The organism is Streptomyces sp. NPDC097617, assembly GCF_044761485.1.
In the GTDB taxonomy this organism is placed as follows: Bacteria; Actinomycetota; Actinomycetes; order Streptomycetales; family Streptomycetaceae; genus Streptomyces.
The window spans coordinates 397236-410851 of the sequence record NZ_JBIWCL010000001.1 but is presented as its reverse complement, the minus strand read 5'-3'; the positions used below and the strand labels follow the sequence as shown (position 1 = coordinate 410851).

Sequence of the window (13616 nt, the reverse complement as noted above, 5' to 3'; positions counted from 1 at the left end):
AGACCGGGACCGGGATCCGGCCCCGGGAGGTGTCCGCCGAGCCCCCCGCAGGGGCCCGGCGGATCGAGGGCCTCCTCCTCGGGCTCGCCGCGGGCGACGCGGCCGGGTGGCCCGCCGCCCGCCACCGCGCCAGCCGGATGCCCGAGTGGACCCGCCGCCTCACCCGCGAGCTCGACACCTTCGCCGAGCAGAATGCCACCACCACCCTCCCCGTCCCCATCGCCCTCAACCAGCCCCCCGAACCGCTCCGCCTCGGCCCGTCCGACGACGCCGAATGGGCGGCCTTCGTCGCCGAGTCCGTGCTCACCGCCGCCGGGGTGCTGCTCAGCGACCTCTCCCGGTCCCGCCGCATGCGCGCCGCCATCGACCTCGCGTGGAACGCCCTGGCCTCCGAGGTCGCCGCGGCGGCGGACCGCGCGCCCGAGGTGGAGTCCGCCGTACTCCCCCTCCGCGCCCGGATCTCCGTCCGCGCCGGCCTCGGCAACCTGGCCACCGGCCTGCGCCCGCCCGCCACCGGTCACGACAACCCGCACTACTTCGACGACGCCGCCTGCGTCCGCGCCTGCGTCCTCGCCGTCGTGCACCCCGGCGACGCCCGCGCCGCCGCGGACCTCGCCGAGTTCGACGCCCGCTACACCCAGGACGGCGACGGGGTGCACGGCGCCCGCGCCATGGCCGCCGCCATCGCCACCGCCCTCGCCACCGCGGACGTGGACGCCGCCGTGGACTCCGCCCTCGCCCAGCTCCCCGAGGGCACCGAGATCGGCCGCAACGCCCGGCACGCCGTCCGGCTCGCCCGCACCCACAAGGACGGCGGCGCCTTCGCCATCGTCCCCACCCTCGAACACGAGATCGTGGACCACGTCTACAGCTACGGGATCGCCGCCGCCGAGACCGTCCCCGTGGCCCTCGCCCTCGCCACCGCCGCCCGCGGCAGGATGACCGAGGCCGTCCCGGCCGCCGCCTGCCTGTCCCGCGTCGCGGACTCCGCCCCCGCCCTGGCCGGCGCGCTGACCGGCGTGCTCGGCGGCGGCGACTCGATCCCCGCCGCCTGGCGCGAGGCCTGCCGCACCCTCTCCGGCTGCGCCCTCCCCCGCCTCGCGGGTACCGATCTCGTGGAACTCGCCGCACTCCTCGCGGCCACGGAACTCACCTCACCCAAGGGATGATTCGGACATGACGCTCACGTTGGAGGACCGGGCACTGGGAGCTCTCCTCGGAGCCGCCGTCGGCGACGCGCTGGGCGGCCCGGTGGAGGGCTGGACCCCGGACCAGATCGTGGAACGGCACGGCGGCCGGGTGCACGGCATCGTCGGCCCCTGGCACGAGAACTGGCGCACGGCCCGCCCCATCGCGCCGTACCACAAGGGCGACGGGCACGTCACCGACGACACCCTGATGACGCACGCGCTGGTGCGCGTCTACGAGGCCGTACGCGACCACCTCGACGCCTACGCGATCGCCGAGCACCTTGTCCCCGACCTGATGTCCACCCCCCGCTGGATCCCGGAACTGGAGGCCGAGGCACTGCCGTTGCAGCGGATCTTCCTCGCCGAGAAGTGGATCGTGACCCGGCTGCACTACGCGCACGTCGACCCCCGCGAGGCCGGCAGCGGCAACATCGTCAACTGCGGCGCGGCGATGTACATGGCTCCGGTGGGCATCGCCAACGCGGGCAATCCGGCGGGCGCGTACGCGGAGGCGCTGGACATCGCCGGTACGCACCAGTCCTCGTACGGGCGGGAGGCGGCGGGGGTGTTCGCGGCGGCGGTGGCGGCCGCGTGCGTGCCGGGGGCGACGGCCGCCTCGGTGGTGGACACGGCCCTGTCCCTGGCGAAGGACGGTACGCGGGCGGCGATCGAGGCCGTGCGCGAAGTGGCCTCCGGGCACCGGGACTTCGAATCGGCGCTGGCCCCGCTGCGGGCCGCGGTGACCCCGTACGACTCGGTCGGCCCGGACTACCGCAGCCCCTCGCTCGACGCCCGCCGCCCGTCCCGCCTCCACTCGATCGAGGAACTCCCGATCGCGCTGGGCATGCTGCTCGTCGCCGACGGACGGTACGAGACGGCCGTGCTCGGCGCGGTCAACTACGGCCGGGACTGCGACTCCATCGCCACCATGGCGGGGGCGATCGCCGGGGCCCTGGGCGGCGAGGCGGTGGTCCCGGCCGCCTGGGCCAAGCAGGTCTCCGAGGCCAGCCGGCTCGACCTGCGCGCACCGGCCGTGGCACTGGCCGCGGTGGCCCGGGAGGTCTTCGCCCTGGACCGCTCCCGCCGCCGCTCCCACGAGTCGGCCTTCGCCGCGATCGCGGCAGACCGGTGACGGGCACCGCCGGGCCCTCTCCGGCCGCCCCCGTCCGAGCGCCGGAGTCCCGCGGCGTACCGGCCCCGGGGCCGGGCCCGGCGTGCGGGCTCCTGCGGCTCACCTGGGCCCAGCCCGAGGACCTCGTCGGGCACGAGCTGCGCCAGGCGGCCGAGGACGGCCGGGACCCGGCCCCCGCCCTCCGCGCCTGGCTCGCGGCGGGCGGCCACCCCGCCCCCGACCGCGCCGGGTCCTCCTGCGCCCCGGCCCCGCCGGAACTGCGCGCCCTGGCCTCCCGCCTCCTCGACGCCCTCGCAAACCTCCCGGCCCCCTCGGGAGCCGACGACCCGCAGACCTGGGAAGCCATCCGAGCCACCTGGCCCCCGGCGGACGCCGCTCCCCCGCCCGCGGTCAGCCCGCAGGGACCGCCCGCGCCACCGCCCGCAGGGCAGGCACCCCCGCGGCTCGCCGCACCCGCCCCCGGCCACGCCCCGCCCGGCGCAGCAGAAGGCAGTCCGCAGGGCGCGTCCGGGCCGCCGGCCGCAGGACAGGGGTCCCGGCTGGCCGCCGTCCTCGCCGCCGGGCCGGACCGCACGGCGGAGCCCCCGGGGCCGGGCCCCCGGCCGGCGGCACGGCTGGAGGCCGCATGGTTGGGGCGGGCCGTCGGGTGCCTGCTCGGGAAGCCCGTCGAGAAGCTGCCGCTCGCCGGGATCCGCGCCCTCGCCCGCGCCGCCGGCAACTGGCCGCTGGACGACTGGTTCACCGCCCGCGGCGTCCCCCCGGAGGTACTGGCCGCCCACCCCTGGAACCGTCGTTCCGCCCCCACCTCCCTCGCCGAGAACATCGACGGCATGCCCGAGGACGACGACCTCAACTACCCGCTCCTCGGCCTGCTCCTGCTCCAGCGGCACGGCAAGGCCTTCACCACCGCCGACGTGGCCCGCCTCTGGCTCGACGAGCTGCCGGCCGGGCGGACCTTCACCGCCGAGCGCATCGCCTACCGCAACCTCCTCCTCGGGCTGGAGCCCCCCGCCACCGCCACCCACCACAACCCCTTCCGGGAGTGGATCGGCGCCCTCATCCGCGCCGACGTCCACGGCTGGACCAACCCCGGCGACCCGGCCGCCGCAGCGGCCCAGGCCTACCGGGACGCCGCCCTGACCCACACCGGCAACGGCGTCTACGCCGCCCTGTTCGTCGCCGCCGCCACCGCCGAGGCCGCCACCGGCCGGGCGGACGTCCACACTGCGCTGCGCGCCGGCCTGGCCGTCGTACCGCCCCGCTCCCGCCTCGCCGAGGCCGTCCGCTTCGGGATCCGCACGGCCGGCCAGGAGGCGGACTTCGACCTCGTCGTCGACCGGCTGCACGCCCGCTACGGCCACTACCACTGGGTCCACTCCGTCCCCAACACGGCCCTGATCGCCGCCGCCCTCACCCACGCCGACGGGGACTTCACCCGCTCCGTCTGCCGCGCCGTGTCCGGCGGCTGGGACACCGACTCCAACGGGGCCACCGCCGGAGCCCTCGCCGGACTGCTCGCCGGCTCCCCGGACGCCGTCCCGCACCGTTGGACCGCCCCGCTCAAGAACCGGCTGGCGAGCAGCGTCCCCGGCTTCGACGGCATCGGCTTCGACGCCCTCGCCCACCTCACCGCACAGGAGGCAGCACGCTCATGACGGCCATCGCCGTGCTCGGCAGTACGAACATGGACCTCGTCGCCTACGTCCCCAAGGCCCCCCGCCTCGGGGAGACCGTCACCGGCCGCGCCTTCCGCACGCTCCCCGGCGGCAAGGGCGCCAACCAAGCCGTCGCCGCCGCCCGGTGCGGCGGACAGGTGGTGATGATCGGCGCGGTCGGGGCCGACGAGTTCGGCGTACGGCTGCGCTCCGCGCTCACCGCGGCCGGGGTCGACACCGCCCCCCTGCGCACCGTCGAGGGCGCCAGCGGCACCGCCCACATCACGGTGGACGACGAGGGCGGCAACAGCATCATCGTCATCCCCGGCGCGAACGCCTCCGTCACCGGCCTGGAGGCGGGGGACGAGGCCCGGATCGCCGCCGCCGGCTCCCTGCTCCTCCAACTCGAACTCCCCCTCTCCGCCGTCCTCGCCGGAGCCCGCGCCGCCCGCGCCCGCGGCGTCCGTACGGTGCTCACCCCGGCCCCCGTTCAGCCTCTGCCGCCCGATCTGCTCGCCGCCACCGACCTCCTCGTCCCGAACGAGCACGAGGCCGCCGCCCTGACCGGGCTGACCGACCCCCTCCAGGCGGCCGAGGCCCTGCTGGCCGACGTGCCCGAGGTGGTGATCACCCTCGGCGCGGCCGGGGTCCTGTACGCCGCCCGCGGCCGGCATCCGCTGACCGTGCCCGCGCCCCGGGTCCGGGCGGTGGACACCACCGCCGCCGGGGACACCTTCGTCGGCGCCCTCGCCGTGGCCCTGGGCGAGGGCCGGCCGATGCCCGGGGCGCTGCGCTGGGCCTCGGCGGCGGCGGCGCTGTCCGTCCAGCGCCACGGCGCCCAGGCCTCGATGCCGACCCGCGCCGAGACCGACGCCTTCGCCGCGGCGCGGTCCGGGGCCACCTCGTGACGAGCAACGGACCGCTGGAAGGGCTCCGGGTGCTCGACCTCGCCACCCTCTTCGCCGGGCCGCTGGCCGCCACCCTGCTCGGGGACTTCGGGGCCGAGGTCGTCAAGGTCGAGCACCCCGGCCGCCCCGACCCCTCGCGCGGCCACGGCCCCGCCAAGGACGGCATCGGCCTGTGGTGGAAGCTGCTCGGCCGGAACAAGCGGACGATGACCCTCGATCTGTCCGCTCCGGGCGGCCGGGACACCCTGCTGCGGCTCGCCGCCACCGCCGACGTGGTCATCGAGAACTTCCGCCCCGGCACCCTGGAGAAATGGGGGCTGGGCTGGCCCGAGCTGTCCGCCGCCAACCCGCGGCTGGTCCTGGCCCGCGTCACGGCCTTCGGCCAGCACGGCCCGTACGCGCACCGTCCGGGCTTCGGCACGCTCGCCGAGGCGATGAGCGGTTTCGCCGCGATGACCGGGGAGCCGGACGGGCCGCCGACCCTGCCGCCCTTCGGCCTCGCCGACTCGATCGCCGCGCTGACCTGCGCGTACGCGGTGATGACCGCCCTCGCCGGCCGCGACCGTACCGGGCACGGACAGGTCGTGGACCTGGCGATCGTCGAGCCGATGCTCACCGTGCTCGGCCCGCACCCGCTCTGGTACGACCAGCTCGGCTACGTCCAGCCCCGCACCGGCAACCGCTCCACCAACAACGCCCCCCGCAACACCTACCGCAGTGCCGACGGGCGCTGGCTGGCGGTCTCCGCCTCCGCGCAGTCCATCGCCGAGCGGGTCGTGCGGCTGGTCGGCCGGCCCGAGCTGATCTCCGAGCCCTGGTTCGCGACCGGCGCCGGGCGGGCCCGGCACGCGGACGTGCTGGACGAGGCGGTCGGCGGCTGGATCGCCCGGCACAAGGCCGAGGAGGTGGTCGCCGCGTTCGAGGAGGCCGAGGCGGCCGTCGCGCAGGTCTACGACGTCCGGGACGTGATGGCCGACCCGCAGTTCGCGGCCCTCGACACGGTCACCGAGGTCGAGGATCCGGAGCTGGGCCCGCTGCGCATGCAGAACATCCTCTTCCGGCTCTCCGGGACCCCCGGCGGGATCCGCTGGGCGGGCCGCCCGCACGGCGCGGACACCGAGGAGGTCCTGACCGAGCTGGGCCTGAGCGGGGACGAGATCAGCGCACTGCGGACCGAGGGAGCCCTGTGATCCTGACCTGGCTGTACGCGCCCGGCGATCGTCCGGAGGTCGTCGCCAAGGCCCTCGGCTGCGGGGCGGACGCCGTCATCGTCGACCTGGAGGACGCGGTTCCGGCCTCGCGCAAGGAGTACGCCCGCGCGGCGACCGCCGAGCTGCTGGCCGATCGGCCTCCGCTGCCCGTGCACGTCCGCGTGAACGCCCTGGACTCCCCCTGGGGCGGCGCCGACCTCACCGCTCTGGGCGGGCTGCACGGCCTGGCGGGGCTGCGGCTGCCGAAGATCAACGCCCCGGACCAGATCAGCGCCGTCGCGGACCGCACGGGCGGGGTGAGCCTGCACGCCCTGCTGGAATCGGCGGTGGGCGTGGAGCGCGCCTACGACATCGCCCGCGCGCACCCCGCCCTGCGCGGGCTCTCCCTCGGAGAGGCGGACCTTCGGGCCGATCTGGCCGTCAGCGCGGAGACCGGCCTGGACTGGTGCCGTTCCCGGGTCGTGGTCGCGGCCCGGGCCGCGGGGCTGGCGCCCCCGGCGCAGTCGGTGTTCCCCGACATCCGGGATCTGGAGTCGCTGGCCGTCTCCTGCGCCCGCGGCCGCTCCCTGGGCTTCCTCGGCCGGGCGGCGATCCACCCACGCCAGCTCCCGGTGATCGAACGGGCCTATCTGCCGGCGCCCGAGGAGGTCAGCGCGGCCTCGGAGGTGCTGAGCGCGGCCCGGGCCACCCCTGGGGCGCTGGCCCTGCCCGACGGCCGGTTCGTGGACCCGGCGGTCGTGGCCGCGGCGCACCGCACCCTCGCGCTCGCCGCGCGCATGGCCGCCCGCTGATCCGAGAATCCGAAAAAGGGGTGCCGCGTGGCGGCACCCCTTCTCGAACCGTTCGGGTCGGCGCGTTCCCGCTAGGGGGTTGCGCCTTCGGCCGGCTGCGCCGTGCCGGGATCGGCCTTGGCGGGCTCGGGCTCGCGTTCGCCCTTGGTCAGGACGGCCGCCTTCACCTTGGCCCCGGCCTCGTCGGCGGCGGATCCGTCGGTGTCCGAGGGCTTGTCCCCGGCGATGGCGTCCGCGTCGGCCGAAGCCGCCTTGTCACCCGCCTTGTCACCGTCCTTGCCGCCGCCCTTGGTGCCCGAGGCGTCCCGGTCCGGTTCGACGATCTCCTCGCGACCGGGTCGCAGCTTCGCCGACAGCACCAGGTAGACGACCGCCAGCACGAAGACGACGATCGAGGTCCAGACGTTCAGGCGAAGGCCCAGGATGTGGTGCGCCTCGTCGACGCGCATGTACTCGATCCAGCCGCGGCCGACGCAGTACGCGGCGACGTACAGGGCGAAGGCCCGTCCGTGGCCGAGCTTGAAGCGGCGGTCGGCCCAGATCACCAGGAACGCGACACCGACGCACCACAGCGACTCGTACAGGAAGGTCGGGTGGTAGGTGCCGGCGTCCCGGTTCGGGCCCGCGGTGATCTCCACCGCCCACGGCAGGTCGGTGGCCCGGCCGTAGAGCTCCTGGTTGAACCAGTTGCCCCAGCGCCCGCAGGCCTGGGCCAGCGCGATACCGGGGGCCAGGGCGTCGGCCCAGGCCGGCAGCGGGATACCGCGCAGGCGGCAGCCGATCCAGGCACCGACCGCGCCGAGCGCGATGGCGCCCCAGATGCCGAGTCCGCCCTCCCAGATCTTGAAGGCGTCGACCCAGTTGCGGCCCTCGCCGAAGTAGAGCTGGTAGTCGGTGATCACGTGGTAGAGGCGACCACCGACCAGGCCGAAGGGCACGGCCCACACGGCGATGTCCGCGACCGTGCCCGGCTTTCCGCCGCGCGCGATCCACCGCTTGTTGCCGAGCCAGACGGCGACGAAGACGCCGATGATGATGCAGAACGCGTAGCCGCGGAGCGGGATCGGTCCGAGATGGATCACGCCGGTCGACGGACTGGGGATGTAAGCAAGGTCCATGGCAGACATGACGCTACCTTGCCGGGCGGTACGAACCGCAACCCGCCCGGCAAGAAGAAACCAAATCCAGACATGGAACAGGTGTCGGTCAGTTCTGCGAGGAGCCGTTCGACGACCCGCCGGCGGACCGGTTGGAGGCCGTGCCGGACGATCCTCCGGAGCCGGTCCGCGAGGCGGACGGCGAGGCCTTGGCCCCGTTCTTCCCTCCGGATCCGGACGTGGCGCCGGCCGACGGTGACGGCTTCACGACCCCGCCGGCGGCTTCCACCTGCTCCTTCAGCTTCTGCGGGGTCACCTGGTTGGCCTGGTCGGAGAAGATGTCCTTGCCGTTCAGCAGCACGGTGGGCGTGCCCCGGAACTTTCCGGCCCGGAAGGCCTCCTGCGACTTGCCCACCCAGCTGTTGTGGGTGCCGCCCTCGACGCAGGCGCGGAACTCGGGGGTGTCCAGCCCGTTGACCTTGCCGGCGAGCTCCAGCAGCCTGGCGTTCTTGCCGTAGGCGTCGTCGACCTCCTGCGGCTGGTTCTGGAACAGGACGTCGTGGTACTCGGAGAACTTGCCGGCGTCCTGCGCGCAGGCCGCCGCGTTCGCCCCCTTCAGGGAGCCGCTGCCGCCCATGTTGCCGTCGATGAGGGTGACCAGGTGGTAGTCCACCTTGAGCAGGCCCTTGGCCTCCAGCTCGTGGACGGTGTCCCGATAGTTGTCCTCGAACGCCTTGCAGGCGGGGCAGCGGAAGTCCTCCCAGACGGTGAGGGTGGACTTGGCCTCCGGCCTGCCCGTCTGGATGGCGAGGGCGTCCTTGCCGGTGGCCCCGGAGGGCGCGACGACCGGGCCGCCCTTGGCGCTGCTGTCCTTGCCGGTGTTGGCCGCGATCACGCCGACGACGGTCGCCAGGCCGAGGACGCCGACCACCGCCGACGCCACGATCAGGGTCCGCCGGCGCTTGTCCCGGGTCTTCTGCCGCTCTCGCTCCGCTTGGAGCCGTTCCCGGGCCGATCGTTTCGTCGCATCGCGGTTCGCACCGTCGTTCTTCTCGCTCACGTTCCGCCAAACGAAGCAGGGAGGCACTCGCGTGCCTCCCTGCCCGTACTTCCACCCGATCGGGCTACAGAACCCGATCAGAGGTTCGCGCACGCGATCGAACGCGCGTCAACTGCGGCGTACGCCCTGCGCGAGCTCGCCCGCCAGCGCCCGTACGGCCTCCAGCCCGCTCGGCAGGTCCGGCGCGTCCAGCAGCAGCTTCACGAAGGCCGAGCCGACGATCACTCCGTCGGCGAAGCCCGCGACCTCCTTGGCCTGGACGGCGTTGGAGACGCCGAGCCCGACGCAGACCGGCAGGTCGCTGGTGGCGCGGGTGCGCCGCACCAGGTCGGCGGCCTGGTTGCCGACGGACTCGCGGGTGCCGGTGACCCCCATGAGGGAGGCGGCGTAGACGAAGCCGGAGCCGGCCGCCGTGATGGTGGCCAGGCGCGCGTCCTTGCTGCTGGGAGCCACGACGAAGACGGTCGCCAGACCGTGCTTGTCCGCGTGCTCGCGCCACAGCGCGGACTCCTGCACCGGCAGGTCGGGCAGGATGCAGCCGGCGCCGCCCGCCGCCGCCAGCTCGGAGGTGAACCGCTCGACGCCGTAGCGGTCGATGGGGTTCCAGTAGGTCATCACCAGGACCGGGGCCCCGGTGGCCTCGTGCGCCTCGCGGACCGTGCGGATCACATCGGCGATCCTGACTCCGCCGCGCAGGGCGATGTCGTCGGCGGTCTGGATGACCGGCCCGTCGAGGACCGGGTCACTGTGGGGCAGGCCGATCTCGACGATGTCCGCGCCACCGGCGATGACGGCCTTGACCGCCTCGATGCCGCCGTCGACGGTCGGGAAGCCGGCGGGGAGGTAGGCGACGAGGGCGGCACGGTCCTCGGACTTCGCCTTGGCGAGGGTGGCGCTCAGCAGCTCGATGTTGCCGTGCCCGTGCGTGGCGCTCACTTGTCGTCCCCCTCGGAGAACTCGTTGTCGGCCACTTCACCGTCGGTGTCGTACAGGTCGAAGTAGCGGGCGGCGGTGTCCATGTCCTTGTCACCGCGACCGGACAGGTTGACGACCAGCAGGCCGTCCTTGCCCAGCTCCTTGCCCAGGTCCAGGGCTCCGGCGAGGGCGTGGGCGGACTCGATCGCCGGGATGATCCCCTCGGTGCGCGAGAGCAGGCGCAGGGCCTGCATCGCCGCGTCGTCGGTGACCGCGCGGTACTCGCCGCGGCCCGAGTCCTTGAGGTAGGAGTGCTCCGGGCCGATGCCCGGGTAGTCCAGACCGGCCGAGATGGAGTACGGCTCGGTGATCTGGCCCTCCTCGTCCTGGAGGACGTACGAACGGGAGCCGTGCAGGATCCCGGGCTCGCCGGCGGTCAGCGTGGCCGCGTGCTCGCCGGTCTCGATACCGTGCCCGGCGGGCTCGAAGCCGACCAGGCGGACGTCGGCGTCCGGGATGAAGGCGTGGAAGAGGCCGATGGCGTTGGAGCCGCCGCCGACGCACGCGGCGACGGCGTCGGGCAGCCGGCCGGCGCGCTCCAGGATCTGGCGGCGGGCCTCGACCCCGATGACCCGGTGGAAGTCGCGGACCATGGCCGGGAAGGGGTGGGGGCCCGCGACCGTGCCGAAGAGGTAGTGGGTGCGGTCCACATTGGCGACCCAGTCGCGGAACGCCTCGTTGATGGCGTCCTTCAGCGTCCGGGAGCCGGACTTCACGGCGATGACCTCGGCGCCCAGCATGCGCATGCGGGCCACGTTGAGGGCCTGGCGCTGGGTGTCGACCTCGCCCATGTAGATGGTGCAGTCGAGGCCGAAGAGCGCGCAGGCGGTGGCGGTGGCGACACCGTGCTGCCCGGCGCCGGTCTCGGCGATGACGCGGGTCTTGCCCATGCGCTTGGTGAGCAGCGCCTGGCCCAGCACGTTGTTGATCTTGTGCGAGCCGGTGTGGTTCAGGTCCTCGCGCTTGAGGAAGATCCGGGCGCCGCCGGCGTGCTCGGCGAAGCGGGGCACCTCGGTGAGGGCGCTCGGGCGGCCGGTGTAGTTGACCATGAGGTCGTTGAGCTCGGCCGCGAAGGCCGGGTCGCCCTTGGCCTTCTCGTACTCGACGGCGACCTCGTCCACGGCGGCGACGAGCGCCTCCGGGATGAACTTGCCGCCGAAGTCGCCGAAGTAGCCCTCGGCGTTGGGGACGTGACCCTCCGGGTCCGGAATGAAGAACTCGCTGGACATGTGCCAGTGCTCCTACGGGTGCGAGATGCGGCGGGTGTCTTCACCGTATTGCGCCGCCCGCAAGCCGCGCGCACACCCCGCTGGGGGATGTGTGCGCGTACGGTGCGGGACGGCCCGCGTCCGGAGCCGGCGGCCCGGGACAGCAGGCCGTACGGGACCGCTCGCGCGGTACGTCTCGCGTACCGGGCGGCGGCCCTCGTTACAGCGCGCCTCCGCGGCGCCATCGCATGCCGTTGACCTGACCGGGCTCGGAGCCGATCACGTACCGCACCCGCCGCCCGTGCACGCGCCGGGCCGGGGCGCGGCAGCCGCGGGGGCGGCAGCCGCGCGCCAGGGGCGCGTGCGCCGTCGGCACGCCGACCGCGCCGCGGCGGGCTGCCGGCGGCGGGGTCTGCTTGCGGACGGACGGGAGGTCGTGGGTCACGGGTACGGGTCAGCTCCGCCCGTGGCGCAGGGCGGGGTGGGCGCCGGCGGCGACGAGGTCGGCCACGGCCGACTTCGGGTCGCGGCCGGTGACCAGGGACTCCCCGACGAGGACGGCGTCGGCGCCCTCGTTGGCGTAGGCGATCAGGTCGTGCGGGCCACGGATGCCGGACTCGGCGATCTTGACGATGTGGTCCGGGATCTCGGGGACGACGCGCTCGAAGGTGGAGCGGTCGACCTTGAGGTCCTTGAGGTTGCGGGCGTTGACGCCGATGATCTTGGCGCCGGCGGCGACCGCGCGCTCCACTTCCTCCTCGTCGTGGACCTCGACGAGCGGGGTGAGACCGATGGACTCGGCCCGCTCGATGAGGGAGACGAGGGCCTCCTGCTCCAGGGCGGCGACGATCAGCAGGGCGAGGTCGGCGCCGTAGGCGCGGGCCTCCCAGAGCTGGTACGCCGTGACGATGAAGTCCTTGCGCAGGATCGGGATGTCCACGCGGGCGCGGACGGCCTCCAGGTCGGCCAGCGAGCCGCCGAATCGGCGCTGCTCGGTGAGGACGGAAATGACCGCCGCACCGCCAGCCTCGTAGTCAGCGGCGAGCGCGGCCGGATCGGCGATGGCGGCCAGCGCCCCCTTGGAGGGGCTGGAACGCTTGACCTCGCAGATCACCTTGACGCTGTCGCCGCGCAGGGCAGCGACGCCGTCCTTGGCCTGGGGCGCCTTGGCGGCACGCTCCTTGAGCTCGTCGAGGCTCACGCGGGCCTGCCGTTCGGCAAGGTCTTCGCGGACCCCTTCGATGATCTCGTCGAGCACACTCACGCGAGCGGCCCCCTTCCGGGTCGATGACGGTCGGCCGCCTTGCAGACACGTACAACAACAAGGTCGGCATTCAAATGGTATCCGCAGGAGGCGTTGCCCTCCGCACGCGGTTGACGGCGTCCCAGTAACTGGACATTCGGAATCCGTGCTTCATAGGGCCTGCCCAAGGGGCTCAGGGCGCCAGTGCGGAGCCGAAAGAGAGATTTCGGACAATGACGAAAACCAGTGCCAGTGCCCCGAGCGCCCACCAGTACTTCGGACGCAGCACGATCCTCGGGGTCGGCCCGCCACGGAACGCGCGAACCAGCCACAGGGCCATGAAACCCGCGAAGACGAAATAGCCCGCGACCGCGAGCGCATTCGCCCCGAAAGCAGCGATCAGATCGCCGTGCGCGAAGGCGTGCGCGCTGCGCAGGCCCCCGCAGCCCGGGCACAGGACCCCTGTCAGCCGGAACAGCGGGCACACCGGGTAGTGGCCGGGCTCGTTGGGGTCCACGGCGCCCACGTACGCGAAGGCACCGACGGCGCCGGCCAGGTAGAGCGCCGGGGCGGCGAGCCGCCGGGTCCGGGACGACCGCTCGGCCGGCCGCACGGGCTCCGCGGGCATCGCGGGCACGGGCGCCGGTGATGGCGGGGCATCGGGGGTACGAGAGGCGTCCACCTGCTGATTCTCTCCGCTCATGGCAAAAGGCGCAGCCCGGCGGGGCCGCGCCTTTCGGCTGCATCACTTCGGACGCGGTCGCCGCGGACCGCGCCGCCGCCGACCGCGCCCCTCGCGCGCTCAGACCTTGGCGGGAACCTTGGAGGCGGCGATGACCTCGGCGAGGTCCTTGTGGGCGGGCTTCGGCGCGCCCATGCCCGCGGCCCGCATCCCGAGTCCGACGACACCGCCGAGCGCGACGACGACGAGGCCGGCCCAGAAGCCGAGCGGGTTCGCGATCACCATGAAGGCGCCGGAGATGCAGAAACCGATGAAGGCGATGATGACACCGGTCCAGGCGGCCGGGGTGTGTCCGTGGCTCGTGCCCGCCATGAGTTGCTCCTCGTTGCTCTGTCGCGCTGCTGTGTCGAACGTGCGGCCTGTGTCGGACGCTCGGCGACCATTGTCCCGTACCGGGCGGCCTC

The 13616-nt window shown here is 74.1% G+C and carries 14 protein-coding genes; 6 read left to right on the top strand and 8 right to left on the bottom strand.

Annotation, left to right across the window (positions count from 1 at the left end):
* Positions 1-14 precede the first annotated feature (14 nt).
* From ACIQZO_RS01960 to ACIQZO_RS01935, 6 genes are all read left to right on the top strand, one after another.
* Complete coding sequence (locus ACIQZO_RS01960; protein WP_403619213.1) at positions 15-1169, top strand: ADP-ribosylglycohydrolase family protein; 1155 nt, start codon at positions 15-17, stop codon at positions 1167-1169.
* Positions 1170-1176: 7 nt separating this feature from the next.
* Complete coding sequence (locus ACIQZO_RS01955; RefSeq protein ID WP_403618553.1) at positions 1177-2322, top strand: ADP-ribosylglycohydrolase family protein; 1146 nt, start codon at positions 1177-1179, stop codon at positions 2320-2322.
* Positions 2323-2414: 92 nt separating this feature from the next.
* The gene (locus ACIQZO_RS01950; RefSeq protein WP_403619210.1) at positions 2415-3977 is read left to right on the top strand and encodes an ADP-ribosylglycohydrolase family protein; all 1563 of its coding nucleotides are present in this window, start codon (positions 2415-2417) and stop codon (positions 3975-3977) included.
* A complete protein-coding gene (gene rbsK / locus ACIQZO_RS01945) occupies positions 3974-4885 on the top strand; it encodes a ribokinase (protein WP_403618550.1) in 912 nt (303 codons plus the stop codon). Before ACIQZO_RS01950 ends, rbsK begins: the two co-directional genes overlap by 4 nt.
* Positions 4882-6075, top strand: coding sequence for a CaiB/BaiF CoA transferase family protein (locus ACIQZO_RS01940; protein WP_403618547.1), 1194 nt, complete (start codon positions 4882-4884; stop codon positions 6073-6075). The genes rbsK and ACIQZO_RS01940 overlap by 4 nt, the downstream gene beginning before the upstream one ends.
* Positions 6072-6887, top strand: a complete 816-nt coding sequence (locus ACIQZO_RS01935) for an HpcH/HpaI aldolase/citrate lyase family protein (protein WP_403618544.1) — start codon at positions 6072-6074, stop codon at positions 6885-6887. Before ACIQZO_RS01940 ends, ACIQZO_RS01935 begins: the two co-directional genes overlap by 4 nt.
* 71 nt (positions 6888-6958) lie before the next feature.
* Here ACIQZO_RS01935 and lgt read toward each other — a convergent pair whose 3' ends face one another.
* From lgt to ACIQZO_RS01895, 8 genes are all read right to left on the bottom strand, one after another.
* Positions 6959-8005 carry a prolipoprotein diacylglyceryl transferase gene (gene lgt / locus ACIQZO_RS01930; protein ID WP_403619207.1) on the bottom strand — a complete coding sequence of 349 codons (1047 nt, stop codon included), beginning with the start codon at positions 8003-8005 and terminating at the stop codon, positions 6959-6961.
* Between the two features lie 88 nt (positions 8006-8093).
* Positions 8094-9044 carry a DsbA family protein gene (locus tag ACIQZO_RS01925; RefSeq protein ID WP_403618541.1) on the bottom strand — a complete coding sequence of 317 codons (951 nt, stop codon included), beginning with the start codon at positions 9042-9044 and terminating at the stop codon, positions 8094-8096.
* A gap of 108 nt (positions 9045-9152) precedes the next feature.
* Positions 9153-9980 (bottom strand): tryptophan synthase subunit alpha, encoded by an 828-nt coding sequence (trpA, locus tag ACIQZO_RS01920; protein ID WP_403618538.1) that lies wholly within the window; start codon positions 9978-9980, stop codon positions 9153-9155.
* A complete protein-coding gene (trpB, locus tag ACIQZO_RS01915; RefSeq protein WP_403618535.1) occupies positions 9977-11248 on the bottom strand; it encodes a tryptophan synthase subunit beta in 1272 nt (423 codons plus the stop codon). The genes trpA and trpB overlap by 4 nt, the downstream gene beginning before the upstream one ends.
* A gap of 199 nt (positions 11249-11447) precedes the next feature.
* Positions 11448-11603: a tryptophan biosynthesis modulator TrpM gene (gene trpM / locus ACIQZO_RS01910; RefSeq protein WP_397735302.1), complete on the bottom strand. Its 156-nt coding sequence runs from the start codon at positions 11601-11603 to the stop codon at positions 11448-11450.
* Positions 11604-11681: 78 nt separating this feature from the next.
* Positions 11682-12491: an indole-3-glycerol phosphate synthase TrpC gene (gene trpC / locus ACIQZO_RS01905; RefSeq protein WP_403618533.1), complete on the bottom strand. Its 810-nt coding sequence runs from the start codon at positions 12489-12491 to the stop codon at positions 11682-11684.
* Between the two features lie 172 nt (positions 12492-12663).
* Entirely contained in the window at positions 12664-13173 is a 510-nt protein-coding gene (locus tag ACIQZO_RS01900) for a DUF2752 domain-containing protein (RefSeq protein ID WP_403618530.1), read from the bottom strand.
* A 99-nt stretch (positions 13174-13272) separates the two neighbouring features.
* Positions 13273-13524, bottom strand: a complete 252-nt coding sequence (locus ACIQZO_RS01895; protein ID WP_052872597.1) for an HGxxPAAW family protein — start codon at positions 13522-13524, stop codon at positions 13273-13275.
* Positions 13525-13616: the final 92 nt, after the last annotated feature.